Genomic DNA, 20,462 nt, shown 5'->3' with positions numbered 1-20,462 from the left:
AACTATGATGCGGCCTCGGACTTCCGGAATCGGTGGGGGAAACGCATGAGTGGTGTGGGCGGCGGCAGAGTGGTCGTGAACAGGGCGATGTCGCTGGACGGCTTCATCGCCGGTCCCGGCCACGCGATGGACTGGATCGCCGAGCACCTGACTCCGGACACGTTCCCGGAAGTCATGGCGGCCACCGGCGCCATGCTCGTCGGCCGGGGCACCTACGAGGTCGCCAAGGGCATGGCCGCCCAGGACACCGCCTACGAGGGGGGAGCGCAGTTCGTCCTGACCCACGAGCCTCCCGAGGAGCCGGACCCCACCGTCACGTTCCTCACCTGTGGAGTCGAGGAAGCCGTTGCCACGGCCCGCGCCGCCGCGGGCGACAAAAACCTGGAGATCCTCGGCGCCGACGTGGCCGCCCAGTGCCTGCGACGCGGGCTCGTCGACGAGATCCTGGTGTACGTCGTGCCGGTGCTGCTCGGCGACGGCGTCCGCTTCTCGCCCCCGGGCCTCGGCAGGATCGACCTGGAACCTTTCGGCAACACCCAGTCGGGCGGCGTCACGATGCTCCGCTTCCGGGTGCGGAAGCCGGCCCACCCGGACCTCGGCTGAGGTTGCCGGAACGGCAAGAAAAGTGGCCGACTCCGCCGGGTCCGGTGCAGGGTCGCGGCATGACGACGGCTGAGCAGTTCTGGGAGGGCTTCTACCTGGACCGGGACCAGGTGTGGAGCGGGCGGCCCAACCCCCTGCTGGTGCGCGAGGTCGCGGACCTCGCGCCCGGCACGGCGTTGGACCTGGGGTGTGCGGAGGGCGCGGACGCCGTGTGGCTCGCGCAGCGCGGGTGGCAGGTGGTCGGGGCGGACGTCTCGGCCACCGCGCTGGGGCGCGCCGCGGCGCGTGCGGAGGCCGCCGGGGTGGCGGAGCGGATCACGTGGGAGCGGCACGACCTCTCCCAGTCGTTCCCGAGCGGGACGTTCGACCTGGTGTCGGCCCAGTTCCTGCACTCGCCGGTCGAGGCGGACGGCGAGCGGGACGCGGTGCTGCGGCGGGCGGTCGGCTCGGTCGCGCCCGGCGGGGTGCTGCTGGTCGTCGGCCACGCGGGCTGGCCGTCGTTCATGACCGAGCCGCCGCACGAGGCGCACTTCCCGACGACGGGGGAGGTGCTCGCGTCGCTGCGGCTGGACGACCGCTGGGAGGTCGAGTTGGAGGACCTGGTCGAGCGGGAGCTGACCGCGCCGGACGGGCAGGTCGGGCATCGGGTGGACAACGTGCTGCGGGTGCGGCGGAAGCAGCCGCCCCGGCCGTGATCACCTCCGACCGTGATCCCCTCCGACGTGATCACCCGACCGTGATCACCCGGAAGTGATCACGCGGTGCGGGCGCGGATGTGGGCGCGTTCGCCCTGCTGGCCGAACAGGGTCAGCAGCTCGACGGGCTTGTCGTCCGCCGAGTCGAACAGGTGCGGGACGTGGGTGTCGAACTCGGCGGCCTCACCGGGCTTGAGGGTCAGGTCCTGGTCGCCGAGCCGCAGCCGCAGCCTGCCGTCCAGCACGTAGAGCCACTCGTAGCCCTCGTGGACGCGCAGCTCCGGGTCGGCCCGCGGGTCCGCGCCGGGAATGATCATCTTGTACGCCTGGAGGCCGCCCGCGCGCCGGGTGAGGGGGATGAACGTGCGGCCGTTGCGGCGCACGGGTCGCAGGTGCACGCGCGGGTCGCCGGTGTCGGGCGCGCCGACGAGTTCGTCCAGCGGCACGCCGTGCGCCCTGGCGAGGGGGAGCAGGAGTTCGAGGTTCGCCCGGCGTCGACCGCTCTCCAGCCGGGACAGCGTGCTCTCCGAGATGCCGGTGGCGTCGGCCAGGTCGGCGAGCGTCACCCCGCGTTGGCGGCGGATGGCGCGCAGCCGTGGTCCCACCGCTTTGAGCACGTCGTCGAAGTCCACCGGGCCAGCTTGCCGAACCGGCAAACCACCTTGCAAGCCGGCGACACCCAGTTCGGCGGCCGGTGCCCGCGCGCCGGACAGGAAGACCGTGCTGATGTCGACGCCGACACCGGTGATCCGGTGGTCACGCGCCCACGTGCACAGCATCTCGCCGCTGCCGCACGCGAGGTCGAGCACGGTGGAGCCCGCCGGCAGCCGCAACGCCGCGCCGAGGGTGGCGAGCTTGGCGTCGTCCACCGGGCTATCGCCCGTCGGGCCACGTGGCGGCGGCAGCGAAGGTCGCGAAGTCACGGGGCGGGCGGCCCAGCGCCTGGTGCACCCCGTCGGAGAGGTGGCTGTCCAGGCCGTCCCGGATCAGCGCGATCACGGTGGCGTAGTCCTCCGCGTCGGCCTCGGACCAGCCGGACGCGGTGAGTTCGGCCGTGAACTCCTGCGGACTCAGCGCCACGTACCGGAGGCGGCGGCCGGTCGCGGCGAAGATCGTGGCGGCGGCTTCGGCCATGGTCAGCGCCTCCGGGCCGGACAGCTCGTAGGTCCGGCCGGCGTGACCGGGTCCGGTGAGGGCCGCCACCGCCACGTCCGCGATGTCGTCGGCGTCCACGAAGCTCGCCGCGCCGTCGCCCGCCGGCAGCCGCAGCTCGCCCGCGCCGACCGCGTCCCGGAAGAAGCCCTCGCTGAAGTTCTGCGCGAACCACGCCGGCCGCAGGATCGTCCACTCGACGTCCAGCGCCCGCAGGGCCGCCTCGCCGGAGCTGGGCGTCGCGGCCAGCGGGCTGTCCGGCGGCCCGTAGCCGGGCACGTCCACACCACGCCCGGACAGCAGCACGACCCGCCGGACGCCCAGCTCACGCGCCCTCGCCAGGAACGGGCCGGTGAGCTGCCGCCCGTCGAGCGGCACGACGAACACCGAGCCGACGCCGTCCAGCACGGGCGTCCACGTGGTGTCGTCGGTCCAGTCGAACGGGGTGGAGCCGACGCGGGTCGGCACGCGGACCGGCGTCCGGCGCGCACGCAGACGGGACACGACACGGCGGCCGACCTTGCCGGTGCCGCCGAGAACCAGGATCGGAGTGGTCACGCCGACCAGTCAAGACGATCAGACTGAGACGGCCGATGGTCTCCGCACTCAATCCGATGTCTCAGCGTCTAACCTGGATGACGTGGACGTGCTGGCCGATGTGCTCGACGGCGTCCGGGCGCGTGGCGCGGTGTTCACCCGGGCCGGCCTCCGGCCGCCGTGGTCGCTGCGGTTCACCGCCCGCACCCCGCTGACGGTCGGCGTGGTCCTGCGCGGCGAAGCGTGGCTCATCCCCGCCGGGGGCGAGCCGACCGCCGTCCGCGCGGGCGACATCGCGGTGGTCCGGGGCCGCGAGCCGTTCACGCTGGCCGACGACCCGTCGAGCAGGCCGACCCGGATCGTCGGCCCCGACGCCTACTGCGGCTGGGACGACGCCGCCGGCCCGGCGGTCCTGGTCAGCGGCGCGTTCGAAGGCACGGTCGGCGAACGCCTGCTGCGCGCCCTGCCCGACGTGCTGGTGGTCGCCGACGCCGACTGCCCCACCCCGCTGCTCGACGCGGTGGCCGCCGAGATCGCGGCGGGCCGGCCGGGCGGGCAGGTCGTGCTCGACCGGCTGCTCGACCTGGTCCTGGTGTCCGCGCTCCGCGCCTGGTTCGACCACGCCGACGCGCCGGCCTGGTACCGCGCGACCGACGACCCGGTCGTGGGCCGCGCGCTGACCCTGCTGCACGACGACCCGGCCCACCCGTGGACGGTCGCCGAACTGGCGGCCCGGTGCGGCGTGTCACGCGCCGGCCTCGCGCGGCGGTTCACCGCGCGGACCGGCGGACCGCCGATGGCCTACCTGGCGGGCTGGCGCATCGCGTTGGCCGCCGATCTGCTTGCGGGCACCGACGACACCGTGGGTGCGATCGCCCGGAAAGTGGGCTACGCCGACACTTTCGCGCTCAGCGTGGCGTTCAAGCGCCTCCGGGGTGTCACGCCGAGCGCGTACCGGGTGTCAGTCCGCGCCGCCGCGCTCGGCTGACCCGACCGGCTGGAGGCGGTCGGCGGACAGCGCGCGCACCTCGTCCCGCAGCGCCTGGACCTCCCTGAGCACCGTCTGGTCCGGTTCGGACGATCGCTCGGACTCCATCGCACTGCACACCACCGCGATGAACAGGTTGAGCATGGTGAACGTGCCCACCAGCAGGTAGCAGACGAAGAAGATCCAGGCCAGCGGCTGTTCGCGCATCAGGTCCCGCATCACGTCCGACCAGCCGTCGCCCGTGGTGATCTGGAACAGGGTCAGCAGGGTCGAGCCGAGGTCCTCGAACCGGTCGTCGCCGCTGCTCCGGAACAGGTTGATGGCCACCACGGCGCCCACGTAGAGCAGCAGCAGGAGCAACCCGGACAGCGACAGCAGACCCGGGATCGACTTGACCAGGGCGGTCACCACGCGGCGCATGCTCGGCACCATCTTCACCAGCCGCAGCACGCGCAGGATGCGCAGCGACCGGAGCACCGACAGCGGCCCGGCGGCGGGCAGCAGCGAGATGCCGACCACGATGAGGTCGAAGCAGTTCCACGGGTCGCGGAAGAAGCGCAGCCGGTGTGCGTACAGGCGGGCCGCCAGCTCGGCGGCGAAGACGGTGAGCGCCGCGCTGTCCAGCTTGGCGAGCAGGCCGCCGTGCGCCGCGACGAGCGCGGGCGAGGTCTCGCAGCCGAGGGCGATCGCGTTCACCACGATCACGCCGACGATCAACTGCTGGAAGCGCTTGCCGTCCACGATCGCGGCGACCCGGTCGCGCAATGTCATCTGTTCGGTGCTCCTCGACGGCCTCTGGCATCGCGGGGCCGGCTCGGGTCGACACGTCGAAAGTCCGCCCCCCGTGGACACCGTGCTTCATCGGCGGGTCCACGGGGCGGCTTGAGCCGATTCACCTGAGCGGGTGATCGACTAGAACGCGACCTCCAGCGTGGCCAGCCGGCGTCCCAACGGCGGCGTCACCACCCGGTCCACCACGTCGTAGGCGGGCCGGAGGTCCGGCAGCCGGTCGAGCAGCACGGTGAAGCACACGTCGGCCTCCATCCGGGCCAGCGCCGCGCCCAGGCAGTAGAACGGACCGAGCCCGAACGCCGTGTGCCGGTTGGGTTTGCGGGTGATGTCGAAGGTGTCCGGATCGGCGAACACCTCGGGATCCCGGTTGCCCGCCAGCATCGCGAGGTAGAGCACCTGCCCGGCGGGCAGTTCCCGGCCGGCCACCTCGACCGGCTCGCCGGTGACCCGGACGATCACGCCCGCCGGGCCGTCGCAGCGCAGCATCTCCTCCACGGCCGTGGGCATCAGCTCCCGCCGGGACCTGAGCAGCGCGAGCTGGTCGGGGTTCTCGAACAGCAGGACCAGGCCGTTGGCGATCAGGTTGGCCGTCGTCTCGTGCCCGGCGAACAGCAGCAGCACGCAGTTGGCGACGATCTCGTCCTCGTTGACCAAGCCCTCCCGCTCGGCTGCCGCGAACATGCTCAGCAGGTCCTCGCGGGGGTCGGCCCGTCGCTGCGCCACCAGCCCGCGCAGGTAGTCCTGCATCTCCAGCACGCTGCGCTGGCACTGCTTCAGCCGCTCGAAGTCGGCGGGCGCGAACACCGCGAGGATGTCCCGCGACCACGCCTGGAGCCGCTCGCGCTCACTGGTCGGCATGCCCAGCATCTCGGCGATCACGTTGGCGGGCAACGGGTACGCCAGGTCCTTGACCACGTCCATCCGGCCGTCGGCGGCGACGGCGTCCAGCAGCTCCCCGGTCAGGTGCTCGACGCGCGGGCGCAGGGCGTTGACCGTCGCCGGGGTGAAGTAGCGTTTGAGGAGCTGCTGGAACCGCACGTGGTCGGCTTCGTCGGTGTGGCCCATCCACAGCGCGACGGACCGCAGGACCGGCGCCAGCTCGTCCCGTTCGGCCTGGCTCAGCCGGTCCAGGCCCTGGCCGAGGTTGGCGGTGATCAGTCGGCGGTCCTTGAGCGCCGTGACGATGTCCGCGTGCCGGGTCAGCAGGTAGCCGTTGAGCGCCGGCACCCGGCTGAGCGGGCTCTCGGCGCGGATTCGGTGCAGCAGCGGGTGTGGATCGGCGACGACGTCCGGGGCGAACAGGTCGTGCGAGGGCACTGCGAGGGCTGGATCGCTCATGACGAAAGTCTGTCCGAACCAGGATTGCCCGACAGTGGGCCGGAGGAGGGAATCCGGGCGCATCCGGACCAACGGGCACGCCCGAAACCACGTCCTCGCCGGTGCGCTCACTACCGTAGCCGGTATGCCTTCCGGGCCACGGTCGGACCGGCCGGCAGGCCGAACGGCGGCGGCCCCTCCGGCCCCGGTGTCCCGCCGAGCAGCACGCTGGTCAGCGACTCGCGCTCGTCGGTCATCTCCCGCGCGAGCCCGACCAGCTCGTCGCCGATCACCGGCGAGCCCTCGTCCGCGCGCACCGCGTCCAGCACGGCCCGCCGCAGCAGCTCCTTGATGAACGACGCCGTCACGCCCTCCGTCGCCTCGACCACGGGATCGAGGTCGGCGCGCAGGTCCACGTCCCGGCCGTAGAGCCGGAGCAGCCGCCGCCGTCCCTCGGCGTCCGGCCGTGGGATCTCCACCGCCAGGTCCACCCGGCCGGGCCGGTCGGCGAGCGCGCGTTCCAGCTCCTCGACGCGGTTGGTGGTGAGCACGAACGTCACGTCGGCGTCCGCGCCGACCCCGTCCATCGCCTCCAGCAGCGCGAACAGCAGCGGGTTCGCGCCGCCGGGGGAGTAGCCCCGGTCCATCGCGACCAGGTCGACGTCCTCCACCACCAGCATGGACGGCTGGAGCCGCCGCGCGAGGGCCGCCGCCTGGCCGATCAGCCGCATCGCGGGACCGGTCAGCAGGATCACCGTGCAGCCGGTCATCCGGCTCATCAGGTACCGCACGGTGTGCGTCTTGCCGGTGCCCGGCGGGCCGTGCAGCAGCAGGCCGCGCTTGAGGTGCCGGCCCGCCGCGAGCAGCCGCTCGGAGTGCTCGGCGATGCCCACCACGTGCCGTTCGACGGCGTCCAGCACGCCGTCCGGCAACACCACGTCGTCGGCGTCGAGCACCGGCCGGGGCTGGAAGGTGACCAGCTCGTTGCCCCGGTGCTCGCTGACGCCGAACGCCAGCACCTGGCGGCGGAACACGTCGTGCAGCCGCATCAGCCGCTCGACCTCGCCGCCCACCGCGCGGGCGGCGGCCCGGTCGGTCGCCAGCACCTCCAGCCGGCACGCGGGCTGCCCGTACTCCGTGGCCGCGCCGCGCACGCCCACGATGACCGGGGTGCCGTCCGGCGCGCGGGTGGCGACCAGACCGAGCTGGACGACCTCCACGCTCTCGTCCGGACCGACGGCGGTCGTGGCGAAGTCGGCGGCTCCCAGGTGGTACATCACCTGCTGCCGGGCCGTGACCAGCATCGACAGCAGGTCCTCGTGGCCGCGGTGCGCGCCGCTGATACCGAACCACTCGGCGTCCGGCGTGTGCTCGGCGAGGTAGGCGTCGACGCCGCGTTGCAGGTTGGCGTGCTCCCACGGCTCGAACCGGGTCACCACGGACAGCACCTCGCCGAGCCCGCTGCCCAGGTGGCCGGAGACCTTCGCGATCAGCGGCGCGGACCGGCCGTCCTCGTCCACCACCGAGGCGGTCAGCCGGATCAGGTGGCTCAGGTTCGCGGCCAGGGCACGGGCTTCGTCACCGGAGAAATCCCCCATGTGTCACCCCCAGGCCATCATGTCGCATCCCGTTGGATACGACACGGGTATTCGACGCGACCGGCTGGTTGTGGCGGGTTCGTCGGGTGCCGCCGGTTGGTTGTGGCGGGTTCGTCGGGTGCCGCCGGTTGGTTGTGGCGGGTTCGTCGGGTGCCGTCCGGCTGCTCGACGCGGGCTCGTCAGGCGTCGCCCGGCAGCTCGTCGCCGTCCCGGTCGGCCCACTCCAGCAGGGGCTCCAGGGAGAACACCGCGTCGTCGATGCCCGCGTGCAGGTCGCCGAGTTCGGCGTACCGCGCGGGGACGGTGGCGATGGTGAAGTCGCGCGGGTCGACGGCGTCGATCTCGTCCCACCGCACGGGCGTGGACACGGTCGCCTCGGGCACCCCGCGCACCGAGTAGGCGGCGGCGATCGTGTGGTCGCGGGCGTTCTGGTTGTAGTCCACGAACAGGCTGCGCGGATCGCGGTCGCGCCGCCACCACTCGGTGGTCACGTCGTCCGGCGCGCGCCGCTCCACCTCCCGGGCGAACGCCAACGCCGCCCGCCGCACGTCCGTGAACCTCCACTCGGGCTTGATCCGCACGTACACGTGCAGCCCACGCCCGCCGGAGGTCTTCGGCCACCCGACCGCGCCCAACTCGTCCAGCACCTCGTGCACCACCCCCGCGACCCGCCGGACGCGCGAGAACGGGCAGTCCGGCATCGGGTCGAGGTCGATCCGCCACTCGTCCGGCTTCTCGGTGTCCGCCCGCCGCGAGTTCCACGGGTGGAACTCGACGGTCGACATCTGCACCGCCCACACCACGTCCGCCAGGTCGGTCACGCACAGCTCGTCGGCGTGCCGCCCGTACCGGGGGAAGTGCACGCGCACCGTCCGCACCCACGGCGGCGCCCCGGCGGGCAGGCGCTTCTGGTGCACCTTCTCGCCGCTGACGCCGGACGGGAAGCGGTGCATCATGCACGGCCGTTCCCGCAGCGCCCGGACGATGCCGTCGCCGACCGACAGGTAGTACCGGGCGAGGTCGAGCTTCGTCTCGCCGCGCGCCGGGAAGTAGACGCGATCCGGGTTGGAGATCCGCACGACGCGGTCCCCGACCTCCAACTCCACCGCAGGCGACTGGCCCATGCCCGGAAACCTAACCCGGCGGGGGCGCCTCCGCCCACGTCGGCGCACCGGCTGCGAAGACCGGTGCGCCGACTCCCCGCGGGGTTCCGACCCGGCGGAACCCGGTCTCAGGCGGGTTGCCGGGGTATCCGGGCCGGACTCGGCGCACCGGCCGCCACGAGCAGCGCCAACCCGCCGAGCAACGCCCCGACCAGCGGCACGATCTGCACCGACGCCATGCCCACCACCGCACCGCCCAGCACGCCCGCGCCCGCGATGCCGAGGTAGATCGCCGACCCGTTGAGCGCCAGCAGCACCCCGGCCCGTTCCGGGCACACCTCCACCAGCAGGGCGAACAGCGGCGGGTTGAACGCCCAGAACAACGCGCCCCACCCGGCCAGCGCCAGCACCGCGCCGACGGGGGACGCGAGGGCGGACGGCAGCAGCGCCAACACGGTCGCGCACCCGCCGAGCGCCACCAGCAGCGGCACGCGCGGTCCGCACCGGTCGGCCGCCAGACCGCCGAGCAGGTTCCCGAGCATGCCTCCGATCCCGTAGGCCAGCAGCAACCAGGGCGCGGAACCGGCGGTCAGCAGCGGATCGAGGTAGCCGTACACGCTGAACGTCGCCAGGCACGCCAGCAGCGACACCGCCAGCAGCCACCGCACCCGCCGGTCGGCCAACGCCTCCACCCGCTGCCGCAGTCCGAGCGCCGGGCCCGCCGGGACGGCCGGCACCGCGACCCTGATCACCACCGCGGCGACCACGCACAACACCGCGGCCAGCACGAACGCCGCCCGGTAGCCGCCCCACCCGGCGACGGCCCGCCCGGCGGGCACCCCCAGCATGGTGGCGGCGGTCAGCCCCCCGGTGACGACGGCCATCGCCCGCGCCCGCGTGCCCGACGGGTGCAGGGAGGCCGCGACGGCCGTCGCCGCGGGAGTGGTCAACGCCGCGCCGCACGCCGTGACCACTCGCGCGGCGAGCAGCAGCCCGAAGTCGGGCGCGCACGCCGCGCCGAGATTCCCCAACGCCGTGACCAGCAGCGCGGCCACCAGCAGGGCACGCCGCTCCAGCCCCGCGGTGGCCACCGCGAGCAGCGGCGAGCCGACCGCGTAGGCGAGGGCGAACGCGGTGATCACCTGCCCGGCCGCCGCGATCGTCACGTCGAACCGGACCGCGATCCCACCCAACACCGCCGCCACCACATAGCCGCTCGTGCCCGCCGCCACCGCGCCGGTGGCCAGGGCATAGGTACGCGCGGCCACGACCGGCATCAGGACACCAACGCTGCCGAACGCGGGTAAGACAGGACAGCCGGCGGTAACTCGCCGAAGGGCGAGTCCACAACAAGGTGGCTCATGCGCGGGCACCTTCCTGAGAGGCCGCACACGTCGTTGTGCGGGCATCGGGGCGCTGGTGAGGCGTGCACCCACCATGTACCCGCATCCGCGCGAAGACATCGGTCGGGTGACGGAGAAGTTCCCGGCTGCGCCACCTGCCGGCAGGCGCGGCCCGCGCCGGGATGGGCACCCGGCCAGTGGGCGACGTCATCCGCGCGTGGACACTCGGCCATCGGCCGGAGTCATCGGAGCGTGGACACTCGGCCATCGGCCGGAGTCATCGCAGCGTGGACACCCGGCCACCGGCCGGAGTCATCCGTGTATGCGCACCCCGCCACCGGGCGGAGTCATCCGCCTACTTTCGTAGGTGTTCGTGCCCTATTTCCGCGAGCTAGCGTGACGCACGTCCGGTGAATCACCGGGCAGCCGTTGCCCGAAGACTCCGCAAGTATTTCGGGCGCATTCCCCGAGTAGGTCGCACGACCAATTTTGTCAACCCCTGCAATCGAAAGCCGACAAAATGAAAATCCGCACTCTCGGCGTCCTCGCGACCGTGGGCGCCGCGTTCGGGGCCGCCCTGCTCGGCCCGAACGCCTCCGCGGCACCGCGGTACGACCCGGCCATGCTCGCGGCCCTGGCCGCCGACCTGGGCGCCACGCCCCGGGAAGCCGCCGCCCGCCTCGACCGCGAGGCCGCGCTGACCGGCGCGCTGTCCGACCTGCGCGCCCGCGGCGTGCAGACCGACGGCGTGTTCTTCGACCGGGACGGCAACCTCGTCGTCAACACCACGGACGCCGCCGCCGTGTCGTCGGCGGGACTGACCCCGCGTGCCGCCGTGCGCGGTGAGCGGGCGCTGGACCGGCTCACCGCGAAGGTCGAACGGGTCATCGGCGCCGACCTCGGCCAGGTCCAGGCCTGGGGACCGGACGTGGTCGGTGACCGCGTCGTCGTCACCGTCGAGCCGGACGCCACGTCCGCGCTGGTCGCCAGGCTGTCGAAGATCGACGGCGTGGCGGTCGAACGGGGCGCCGCACGGCTCGCGCCGCAGGCCGACGTGGTGCCCGGCCGGATCATGGACCTGGTGCCCGGCACGAACTGCTCGCTCGGCTTCCCCGGCACCCGCAACGGCGCGAAGGTGCTGCTCACGGCCGGTCACTGCGTCGAAGGCAACCCGGACATCCTGGACGCCAACGGCACCCACATCGGCCGGGGCATCGCCACCCGGTTCCCGTCCTACGACATGGGCCTGATGTCGATCGACCCCGAGGACACCGGTCGCGGCTACGTCGACACCCGCATGGGCACGACGGTCGCCGTGCGCGGCCTGTCCAAGGCGGCGGTCGGCTCGACCCTCTGCAAGGCGGGCAACACCACCGGCTGGACCTGCGGCCGGGTCTCGGCCTACAACCAGACCGTCCGCTACTCCGGCGAGTCGACCTCCACCAGGGGCCTGGCCCGGTCCACGGTGTGCACCGAGGGCGGCGACAGCGGCGGCGCGTACATTTCCGGCAACAGTGCCCAGGGCATGACCTCGGGCGGTCCGGCGGACGGCCACGACTGCGGTTACAACCAGGGCTCGAACGCCACCGGATCGTATTCCTACTACCAGCCGGTGGTGGACGCGGCGAACTACTACGGCGTCACCCTGCTCACTTCCTGACCGCGTGACGGTAATGCGGTGGCGGCCGACCGGCGCCACCGCATCACCGCTATTTCCGGCGCGCGGTGAGCGATGTGCGGACCGTCGACCGGCATGTCCACCGGAGCGCTTGACCGGCGCGTCCACCAGCGCCAGGGCTTCCGGTCTCGGCGCACGCGTCCACCAGCGGCGCGAGTCGGGGGTCGGCGGGGTCGACCGGCGCGGCGTCGAAGTGGTCGCCGGTGAGCGACAGTTCGGGGAACACGACCACCCGCGCGGCGGGCGTCCGCGTGGACGAGGACGTTGGCCGGGATGTCGTAGGGCGTGCCCGGCGGCTGGGACGGCGGCGCTCACCAGCGGCTCCACGCGCCCGACCCTGGCCCGGCGTTGTGACCTGCGTGTTTCGTCGTTCTCGACGGCTTGCGAAGTGATCGACCTGGGAGCGCTTCCGGTGGCTACACTCCGGAATTTCACAGTGAGGGTCCGCCGAGGAGGCGTGGTGGGGGCTCCGGCGAGCATCCGGGACGTGGCGTCCCGGGCGAAGGTGTCGGTGGGCACCGTCTCCAACGTCCTGAACCGGCCGGAAGTCGTCGCGCCCGCCACCCGCGACCGGGTGCTGGGAGCGATTCTCGAACTCGGCTTCGTCCGCAACGACGCCGCCCGCCAGTTGCGTTCCGGCACACCGCGCGCGATCGGCCTGGTCGTGCTGGACGTCGGCAACCCGTTCTTCACCGACGTGGCACGCGGTGTGGAGGACACCGCCAGCGACGCCGGGCACGCCGTGATCCTGTGCAACAGCGACGAGTCCGCCCGGCGCGAGGCCCGGCACGTCGAACTGCTCGCCGAGCAGCGCGTGCACGGTGTCCTGATCACCCCGGTGGACACCGACCTCGCCCCGGTGCGGCGGCTGCGCGACCGGGGCATGTCCGTGGTGCTGCTGGACCACCCGACCGACGACCCGGGCCTGTGCTCGGTGGCCGTGGACGACCGGGCGGGCGGTGAACTGGCGGTGGCCCACCTGCTGGCGGAGGGCTACCGGCAGATCGTGATGGTCAACGGGCCGCCCAGGCTGCACCAGGCGCGGCTGCGGCACCAGGGCGCGGTCGACGCCGTGCGCCGGGCAGGCCACTCCGCGCGGTGCCTGGAGGAGATCCAGGCGCCCGCGCTGAACGTCGCCTCCGGACAGCGCGCGGCCGAATGCCTGCTGGCCCGCGACGTGCGCCCGGACGCCGTGTTCTGCGCCAACGACCTGCTGGCGCTCGGTGTGCTGCAAGTGCTGGTCCGAGCGGGCCTCCGGGTGCCGGACGACATCGCGATCGTCGGGTACGACGACATCGACTTCGCGGCGGCGGCCACCGTGCCGCTCACGTCCGTGCGGCAGCCGCGCCAGCTCATCGGCCGCACCGCCGCCGGCCTGGTGATCGCCGAGACCATGACGCCGCACGAGCACGAACACCAGCACGTGCTGTTCACGCCGGAACTGGTGGTCCGGGAATCGAGTCGCCGCTGACCGGGCCGGCGAGCCTCGGACAGACCCGTTCCAAGCCCGGTCGACGGTGGCCGGGCGCACCCCGACCCCACTGGTGGTCATGGGCCGAAGGTAGCTCAGGGGTACGACAATCCGGCGGATCACCGTTGGTGCATCCGGAGTACGCGCCTGCGGGCGCGGCCACTCGACGTCTTCCGTTCACCAAGGGTTCACGCTGCGCTGTCCCGTTCGCGCGTCAAACGAGTCGAGTGGAATGGAAGATCACACCGGGTGGGGACGAGGGGGTAGGCATCGTGAAGCGCCGGTTGTCCATCGGCTTGGCGGTGGTGTTGCTGCTCGCCGTCGTGGCGGTGATCGTGTGGGACCGGGGTGACGACAGCGCGCAGGCCGGCGACCTGACCACCGTCCGCGGCGTGATCGGGTCGGAGAAGCAGGCCTTCTTCACCGATCAGCGGGTGGTCGACGCGTTCGCCCGGCACGGCCTGGAGGTCGACGTGGACACCGCCGGTTCCCGCCAGATCGCGACCGCGGTCGACCTGGCGAAGTACGAGTTCGCGTTCCCGTCCTCCTCGCCGGCCGCGCAGAAGATCCAGCGGGACCGCAAGGTCACGTCCGTGCACACGCCGTTCCAGTCGCCGATGGCCGTCGCCACGTTCGAGCCGATCGTCGACCTGCTGTCCGCCGCCGGCGTGGCGCGCAAGGGCGCGGGCGACTACCAGGTGCTGGACATCGCCAAGTACCTGGAACTCGCCAAGGCCGGCACCCGCTGGGACCAGTTGCCCGACAACACCGCCTACCCGGCGCGCAAGAACGTCCTGGTCACCACGACCGACCCGCGCGAGTCGAACTCCGCCGCGATGTACCTGTCGATCGTGTCGTTCGTGGCCAACGGCAACACCGTGGTCAGCAGCGCCGAGCAGGAGGCGAAGGTGCTGCCCGAGGTGGCGAAGCTGTTCCTGGACCAGGGCTACACCCAGAACAGCACCGAGGGGCCGTTCGAGGACTACCTGTCCGCGGGCATGGGCAAGACGCCGATGGCGCTGGTCTACGAGTCGCAGTACGTCGGCCGGCTGGTCCGCGCGGACGGCTCGATCCGCCCCGACATGCGGATGCTCTACACCGCGCCGACCGTCTACTCCAAGCACACGCTGATCCCGTTGTCCCCGAACGGGGACCGCGTCGGGCAGTTGCTGTCCACCGACCCGGAGCTGGGCCGGCTGGCCGCCGCGTTCGGCTTCCGCACCAACGATCCGAAGCTGTTCGCGGACGTGGTCGCGCAGGCCAAGGCCCCGGTGCCGGCGGACCTGGTGGACACGGTGGAGCCGCCGTCGTTCGAGACCCTGGAACGGATGCTCGACGAGGTCGAGAAGCAGTACTGATGGACGACTTCACCCTCACCCCACCGGAGCCGGTGGAGCCGATCCCGGTCGAGCGCGCCGCCGGGCTGATCGCGCTGGGCCAGGACGCGCGGGACGACATCGTGCGGCGGGCCGACGCGTTCGCCGCGCGGCTGGAGCGGCTCGACGTCCGGTCGCCGGAGTTCACGTCCGCGCTGGACGAGCTGCTGGCCGTCGGCGAGGCGGACATGCGGGCGGCGGCGGGCGTGGCGGGCGCGATGCTGGACCGCTCGGTCCGCGCCCTGCGTGACACCGCCTCACCGCAGGAGCACGTGACGACCAGCCTGTCCGGGCTGCGCCGCACGGTCGCCGAACTCGACCCGGCGAAGCTGCCGCTGACCGGGCGCAAGCTGCTCGGCATGTTCCCGGCCGCCAACGCCGCCAAGAAGGCCCTCGACCGCTACCGCGCCGCCCACGAGCCGGTGAACGCGCTGGTCGTGGACTTGCGGCAACGGCAGGACGTGCTGCGCCGGGACAACGCCACGATCAAGGGCGAGCGGGAACGGCTGTGGCGCACCCTGGGCCGGCTCGCCGAGGCCGCCGCGTTCGCGGAGGCGGTCGACGCGGCCGTGGAACGGCAGGCGGGCGTGTTCGACCTGACCGACCCGGCGCGGGCGCAGGCGTTGCGGGCCGACGCGCAGTACCCGATCCGGCAGCGCCACCAGGACCTGCTGACCCAGCTCGCGGTCGGCGCCCAGGGCTACCTGGCGCTGGACCTGGTGCGGCGCAACAACGACGAGCTGGTCCGGGGCGTGGAGCGCGCGGTGTCCACCACGGTCGCCGCGCTGCGGGTGGCCCTGCTGGTGAGCGGCGCGCTGGCGAGCCAGCGGGACGTGCTGGACGAGGTCGCCGCGCTCCAGGCCACCACCGACGGGCTGATCCGGGCCAACACCGAGCTGCTGGACCTCCAGACCGCCGAGATCCGCCGGGCGAGCGCCGACCCGGCGGTGGCGGTGGCGACGATCCGGGCCTCGTTCGACCGGATCTACGCGTCCATCGACGCGATCGACGGTTTCCGGGCCGACGCGGTGCGGACGATGTCGGCGACCGTGGAGTCGCTGTCCGGGGAGATCCGCCGCGCCGAAGAACACCTGCGCCGCTCGCACGACGCGACGGCCGCCGAGGGGGACCGATGAGGAAAGTGCTCGCGCTGGGACTGGCGGCGGTGCTGCTGGCCGGGTGCTCCGAGGAGGCGGACCCGGCGCTGCCCGCCGGTCCGCCGAAGCCGGGGACGCTGCGCGTGCTCGCCGGCAGCGAGCTGGCGGACCTGCAACCCGTGCTGGAGGAGGCGGCGAAGGCCACCGGCGTGGAGGTGCAGTTCACCTTCACCGGCACGCTGGAGGGCGCGGAGTCGCTGGCCACCGGCGGCGTGGACGGCAAGTACGACGCGGTGTGGTTCTCCTCCAACCGGTACCTGGCCGGCATCCCGGACGCGGCGAAGCGTCTGGGCGACCAGGTCAAGATCATGAGTTCGCCGGTCGTGCTGGGCCTGTCCACGTCGACCGCGCGCCGCCTGGGCTGGGTCGACCGGCAGGTCGGGTGGGGCGAGATCGCCGCGCAGGCCGGGCAGAAGGCGTTCAGCTACGGCATGGCCGACCCGTCCGCGTCGAACTCCGGGTTCTCCGCCCTGGTCGGTGTCGCCTCGGCGCTGGCGGGCGCGGGCAACGCGATCGACGCCGGGCAGATCGCGGCGGTCACGCCGGAGCTGACCGGGTTCTTCCGCGCGCAGGCGCTGTCGGCGGGGTCGTCCGGCTGGCTGTCGGAGGCCTACCAGCGCCGCGCCACCGGCGAGGACCCGGGGCAGCGGATCGACGGGCTGATCAACTACGAGTCGGTGCTGCTGTCGATGAACAACTCGGGCAAGCTGCCCGAACCGCTGACCATCGTCTACCCGGGTGACGGCGTGATCACCGCCGACTACCCGCTGAGCCTGCTCGCCGACGCGAACGACGACGCCCGCGGCTCGCACCAGCGGCTCACCGAGCACCTGCGCACGCCCGACGTGCAGCGCCGGATCATGGAGACCACCCAGCGCCGCCCGGTCGTGCCGGGCGTGGACCCGGGCCCGCAGTTCGCCCGCAAGGACCTGGTGGAACTGCCGTTCCCGGCCACCCAGGACGCCGTCGACGCGCTGCTGTCGGCGTACTTCAACAAGATCCGGCGGCCGTCCCGGACCCTGTACGTGGTGGACACGTCCGGTTCGATGGCGGGGGAGCGGATCGACGCGCTGCGCTCCGCGCTGGTCGGGCTGACCGGCGCGGACGGCTCGCTCACCGGCCGGTTCCGGCAGTTCCGCAACCGGGAGGAGGTGACCATCCTGCCGTTCAGCACCACGCCGCACCCGCCGCGCACGTTCACCGTGCCGGAGCAGGACCCGGAGGTCGTGCTGGGCGGCATCAGGGAGTTCGCGCAGGGCCTCCAGGCCAACGGCGGCACCGCGATCTACGACAGCCTCGACCGCGCTTACGACGTGCTGGAGCCGATGGTCGCCAAGGATCCCGACCGGTTCCACTCGATCGTGCTGATGACCGACGGCGAGAACGCCAACGGCGCGGGCTTCCCGGCGTTCCGGGGCTCGTTCGGCTCGGTGCCGGAGGTGGTGCGGCAGGTGCCGGTGTTCACGGTGCTGTTCGGCGAGGGCAGCAGCGACGAGCTGTCCCAGGTCGCGACCATGACCGGCGGCAAGGTGTTCGACGCGCGCACGGCCCAGCTTTCCGAGGTGTTCCAGGAGATCCGCGGCTACCAATGACCCGCTACCTCGGCTCGACCAAGAACCTCGCCGGCTGCGTCGGCGGGCTCGTCGGCGTGGCGCTGCACCTGACCGGCGTGGTCGGCACGTGGTGGCCGCTGGTGGTCGCCGCCCTGTACGCGGCCGGGGCGCTGCTCGCGCCGCCGGAGAAGGTGCGGCTGGTGCCGGTGGACGCGGCGACCGAGGCCGGGCAGGTGCGGACGGACCTGGACACGCTCGTGCGGGAGGTCGCCGGGCAGTCGTCGCGGATGCCCGAGTCCACTGTGGACGGCGTGCGGCGGATCGCGGACGTGTTGGGCGACATGCTGTCCCGGCCCGCGCAACTGGCCGCCGACCCCGATCTGCGGCACACGCTGATCCGGCTGGCGCGCACCGACCTGCCGCTGTCCGTGCAGACGTACCTGAACCTGCCGTGGTGGTTCGCGGTGAAGCGGCGCACGGGCGGCGAGCCGAGCGCGGGGGAGGAGCTGGTGACCCAGCTCGGTCTGCTGGAGAGGCAGGCGCACCAGCTCGCGGAACGGTTCTACGCGGGCGACGTCAACCAGCAGGCCGACCACACCCGCTACCTGCGCGACCAGGACGGCTGACCCTCCGCTGCGGCTGGCCCTCCGACCAGCCTCATCGAGTCGAACACGGCGTCCAACACCGGACACGCCTCGTCCGTCCGATACCCGGCCCGCAACGCGAACCGACCACGCGCCCAGTACCGGAACCGCGCGTGGCGCCCGCCGGACCGGAACTCCAGCAGGTGGCCGCCCGGCGCCGGCTCGTCGACCAGCACCTCCACCGGTCCCAGACCGCGTTCCAGCGTGAGCAGGGAGGCGGGCGTGCGCCGGGCCGCGTCGCCGTGGCTCACGGTGAACACGCACGCGCCCGGAATGGGCGACCACCACCAGCCGACGCCGTCCACCGCGCCCGGATCGGGTTCCAACGCCGCCCCGGCGGGCAACGCGAACTCCAGCGTGCCCAACACGGTCGGCACCCGCCGGTGGACGAGAGGGGCACCCTCCATCCCGCCAGCATGACCGCCCACCCCCCTCCCGACTAGCTGCTTTCGGGCGCTCGCGCCGACAGAACCGTTGGCAGGGAACAACAATCGCCTCACTCGGCCCACTCCGGTCGACGGGGTGGCCGCCGCCATCCGGGTGCCGCAGCCCCGCGTCGAGCCCGCGAACCTCCCCGCACCGAGCCCCTCCGTCGAGCCTTGCCCGGAACCTTGACGGACGAGATTACGTATGTTCTCATTTGTCAGACAAAGTCCAAGCCGGTGCCACGGTGATCCCGTAGCGGCCCCCCTCAGAACACCTGCGAGCGATCGGCCCGTCTCTTCCCGACGTCTGGCACCGCTCCACCCCCCAGGGCGAGGTGACCTGTCTTCCCCTCACCACGTTTCGGCTCGGAGGACTCCTAGATGCGGAAACAGCTCCTCGTTGCGGCCACCGCAACACTCCTGATGATCGTGAGCGCGTGCAGCGCCGACAGCGGCGACCCGAACGGCAGCGGTGACGCGCCGGCGACCAAGCAGGAGCAGGATGTCGCCTGTCCGCCGGTCGAGGAGTCCGCGATCGACCGGAATGCGACGTTCACCTGGATGTACAGCGTCGCCAACACCAGCTTCGACCCGGACAAGATCACCACCAGCAATAGCTGGATGTACCTGTACCCGGTCTACGACTCGCTGACCCGCATCGATGCCGCCGGTGAGCCGCAGCCGATGCTGGCGAAGAGTTGGGAGATCGGTGACGGGGGCAAGAGCCTGACCCTGCGCCTCATCGAGAACTGGAAGTACCACGACGGAACCGCGTTCGACGCCGCGTCCGTCAAGGCGAACCTCGACCGGCACCGGGCCGCGGGTACCTTCAACCAGCAGGCCCTGAGCGACGTCACCTCGGTCGACGTGGTCGATGCGTCCACCGTGCGCGTGCAGACGAAGCTCGGCGCCGCGCCGGTCATCGGCATCCTCGCCAGCTCGGCGGGCATGATGATGAGCCCGGCGGTGTTCGACGACCCCGACCAGGCGCGGACGCCCACCGGCGGGTCGGGCGCCTTCAAGGTCACCGCCTACGAGCCCAGCACCAGGGTCGAGTACACGCCGGTCGAGGGTTACTGGGATCCGGCGGCCGTCCGCGTCGCCAAGATGGTCTTCCTGATCTCCAGCAACGACAACGCGCGACTGAACGCCACCATCACCGGCAAGGCCGACGTCACGTTCCTGCGGTCCAGCATGTACCAGCCCGCCAAGGACGCCGGGCTCGTCGTGTGCCAGAAGTCGAGCCTGGCGAGCTTCACGATCGCCTTGAACGTCTCGAAGCCGCCCTTCGACAAGAAGGAGGCCCGCATGGCGCTCAACTACGCGATCAACCGTGCGGCGGTCAACGAGCTGCAGGGCGGGTTCTGCGCGCCGGGGGTCCAGATGTTCCCGACCTCCTACTACGCGTCCGACCCGACGCTGACCCCGGACTCGTACCCCTACGATCCCGCGAAGGCACGGGAGCAGCTCAAGAGCGCCGGGGTGCCGGAGGGTTTCACGTTCGAGTTGGAGACCGACAACCTCGACGCGTACCAGCGGGTCGCGGAGCTGGTCCAGGCGAACCTCGGCGAGGTCGGCATCAAGATGACCATCCGACCGGTCGAGCTGCCCAAGCTGGTGGAGGGCTTCTCGGTGAACAAGTCGGTCGACGCGATCATGGTGCAGCAGAAGGCCGACGCGGACCCGAGCATCCAGATCGCCTCCTACTACCTGCCCACCGGGTTCAGCAATCCGGGCGGCTACTCGAACTCCAAGATCACCGAACTCGATGCCAAGGCCAGGGGCGCGGACAGCCGGGAGAGCCGCGCGAAGATCTACCAGGAGCTGTTCCGGACGGCTCACGAGGACGCCGCGCAACCCATCACGTTGTGCCACCTCAACACCCCGCTGGCGGCCAACGGCAAGGTCATGGGGCTTGAGGTCTACGTCGACGGATCCCGCCAGTTCCGCGGTGTCGCGATCAAGAAGTAGCTCAGTGGAGCAGGGACCGGCCGGCCCCGTGCCGACCGGTCCCCACCCGGAGAGAACGG

The 20,462-nt window shown here is 72.3% G+C and carries 18 protein-coding genes; 10 read left to right on the top strand and 8 right to left on the bottom strand.

Annotation, left to right across the window (positions count from 1 at the left end; translation table 11 throughout):
- The first annotated feature begins 45 nt into the window (after positions 1-45).
- Together ACQPZF_RS21465 and ACQPZF_RS21460 are read left to right on the top strand one after the other, a co-directional pair.
- The gene (locus tag ACQPZF_RS21465; protein ID WP_433274333.1) at positions 46-603 is read left to right on the top strand and encodes a dihydrofolate reductase family protein; all 558 of its coding nucleotides are present in this window, start codon (positions 46-48) and stop codon (positions 601-603) included.
- A gap of 59 nt (positions 604-662) precedes the next feature.
- Positions 663-1,298, top strand: coding sequence for a class I SAM-dependent methyltransferase (locus ACQPZF_RS21460; RefSeq protein WP_433274331.1), 636 nt, complete (start codon positions 663-665; stop codon positions 1,296-1,298).
- Positions 1,299-1,357: 59 nt separating this feature from the next.
- Here ACQPZF_RS21460 and ACQPZF_RS21455 read toward each other — a convergent pair whose 3' ends face one another.
- Together ACQPZF_RS21455 and ACQPZF_RS21450 are read right to left on the bottom strand one after the other, a co-directional pair.
- A complete protein-coding gene (locus tag ACQPZF_RS21455; protein WP_433274644.1) occupies positions 1,358-1,930 on the bottom strand; it encodes a helix-turn-helix domain-containing protein in 573 nt (190 codons plus the stop codon).
- Positions 1,931-2,171: 241 nt separating this feature from the next.
- Positions 2,172-3,008: an NAD(P)H-binding protein gene (locus ACQPZF_RS21450; protein WP_433274329.1), complete on the bottom strand. Its 837-nt coding sequence runs from the start codon at positions 3,006-3,008 to the stop codon at positions 2,172-2,174.
- A gap of 82 nt (positions 3,009-3,090) precedes the next feature.
- Here ACQPZF_RS21450 and ACQPZF_RS21445 point away from each other — a divergent pair, with 82 nt between their 5' ends.
- A complete protein-coding gene (locus ACQPZF_RS21445) occupies positions 3,091-3,975 on the top strand; it encodes an AraC family transcriptional regulator (protein WP_433274327.1) in 885 nt (294 codons plus the stop codon).
- Here ACQPZF_RS21445 and ACQPZF_RS21440 read toward each other — a convergent pair.
- The 5 genes from ACQPZF_RS21440 to ACQPZF_RS21420 form a co-directional block, all read right to left on the bottom strand.
- On the bottom strand, positions 3,949-4,746 hold the full coding sequence (locus ACQPZF_RS21440) for an ion transporter (RefSeq protein WP_433274325.1): 798 nt from the start codon (positions 4,744-4,746) through the stop codon (positions 3,949-3,951). The genes ACQPZF_RS21445 and ACQPZF_RS21440 overlap by 27 nt on opposite strands.
- Positions 4,747-4,887: 141 nt before the next feature.
- Positions 4,888-6,105: a cytochrome P450 gene (locus ACQPZF_RS21435; protein WP_433274324.1), complete on the bottom strand. Its 1,218-nt coding sequence runs from the start codon at positions 6,103-6,105 to the stop codon at positions 4,888-4,890.
- A 110-nt stretch (positions 6,106-6,215) separates the two neighbouring features.
- Positions 6,216-7,682, bottom strand: a complete 1,467-nt coding sequence (locus tag ACQPZF_RS21430; protein WP_433274322.1) for an AAA family ATPase — start codon at positions 7,680-7,682, stop codon at positions 6,216-6,218.
- Between the two features lie 179 nt (positions 7,683-7,861).
- Positions 7,862-8,806, bottom strand: a complete 945-nt coding sequence (ligD, locus tag ACQPZF_RS21425; protein ID WP_433274320.1) for a non-homologous end-joining DNA ligase — start codon at positions 8,804-8,806, stop codon at positions 7,862-7,864.
- Positions 8,807-8,913: 107 nt separating this feature from the next.
- Positions 8,914-10,062, bottom strand: a complete 1,149-nt coding sequence (locus ACQPZF_RS21420) for an MFS transporter (protein ID WP_433274318.1) — start codon at positions 10,060-10,062, stop codon at positions 8,914-8,916.
- Positions 10,063-10,648: 586 nt separating this feature from the next.
- Here ACQPZF_RS21420 and ACQPZF_RS21415 point away from each other — a divergent pair.
- The 6 genes from ACQPZF_RS21415 (at position 10,649) to ACQPZF_RS21390 (ending at position 17,989) form a co-directional block, all read left to right on the top strand.
- Positions 10,649-11,788 carry a S1 family peptidase gene (locus ACQPZF_RS21415; protein ID WP_433274316.1) on the top strand — a complete coding sequence of 380 codons (1,140 nt, stop codon included), beginning with the start codon at positions 10,649-10,651 and terminating at the stop codon, positions 11,786-11,788.
- A gap of 478 nt (positions 11,789-12,266) precedes the next feature.
- The gene (locus ACQPZF_RS21410) at positions 12,267-13,277 is read left to right on the top strand and encodes a LacI family DNA-binding transcriptional regulator (RefSeq protein ID WP_433274314.1); all 1,011 of its coding nucleotides are present in this window, start codon (positions 12,267-12,269) and stop codon (positions 13,275-13,277) included.
- A gap of 272 nt (positions 13,278-13,549) precedes the next feature.
- Positions 13,550-14,635 (top strand): hypothetical protein, encoded by a 1,086-nt coding sequence (locus ACQPZF_RS21405; protein WP_433274312.1) that lies wholly within the window; start codon positions 13,550-13,552, stop codon positions 14,633-14,635.
- Positions 14,635-15,789 carry a toxic anion resistance protein gene (locus tag ACQPZF_RS21400; RefSeq protein ID WP_433274310.1) on the top strand — a complete coding sequence of 385 codons (1,155 nt, stop codon included), beginning with the start codon at positions 14,635-14,637 and terminating at the stop codon, positions 15,787-15,789. Before ACQPZF_RS21405 ends, ACQPZF_RS21400 begins: the two co-directional genes overlap by 1 nt.
- Positions 15,786-17,402 (top strand): substrate-binding domain-containing protein, encoded by a 1,617-nt coding sequence (locus ACQPZF_RS21395; RefSeq protein ID WP_433274308.1) that lies wholly within the window; start codon positions 15,786-15,788, stop codon positions 17,400-17,402. The genes ACQPZF_RS21400 and ACQPZF_RS21395 overlap by 4 nt, the downstream gene beginning before the upstream one ends.
- The gene (locus tag ACQPZF_RS21390; RefSeq protein ID WP_433274307.1) at positions 17,399-17,989 is read left to right on the top strand and encodes a hypothetical protein; all 591 of its coding nucleotides are present in this window, start codon (positions 17,399-17,401) and stop codon (positions 17,987-17,989) included. Before ACQPZF_RS21395 ends, ACQPZF_RS21390 begins: the two co-directional genes overlap by 4 nt.
- Here the strand turns inward: ACQPZF_RS21390 and ACQPZF_RS21385 are convergent.
- Positions 17,965-18,414 carry a hypothetical protein gene (locus tag ACQPZF_RS21385; protein ID WP_433274305.1) on the bottom strand — a complete coding sequence of 150 codons (450 nt, stop codon included), beginning with the start codon at positions 18,412-18,414 and terminating at the stop codon, positions 17,965-17,967. The two genes, ACQPZF_RS21390 and ACQPZF_RS21385, sit on opposite strands and share 25 nt — an antisense overlap.
- Positions 18,415-18,813: 399 nt before the next feature.
- Between ACQPZF_RS21385 and ACQPZF_RS21380 the strand changes: the two genes are divergently transcribed.
- The gene (locus ACQPZF_RS21380; protein ID WP_433274303.1) at positions 18,814-20,403 is read left to right on the top strand and encodes an ABC transporter substrate-binding protein; all 1,590 of its coding nucleotides are present in this window, start codon (positions 18,814-18,816) and stop codon (positions 20,401-20,403) included.
- Positions 20,404-20,462: the final 59 nt, after the last annotated feature.

The organism is Actinosynnema sp. CS-041913 (assembly GCF_050942485.1).
GTDB lineage: Bacteria > Actinomycetota > Actinomycetes > Mycobacteriales > Pseudonocardiaceae > Actinosynnema.
Note: the sequence above shows the minus strand (reverse complement) of the source record. Positions and strands in the feature narration are given on the sequence as shown.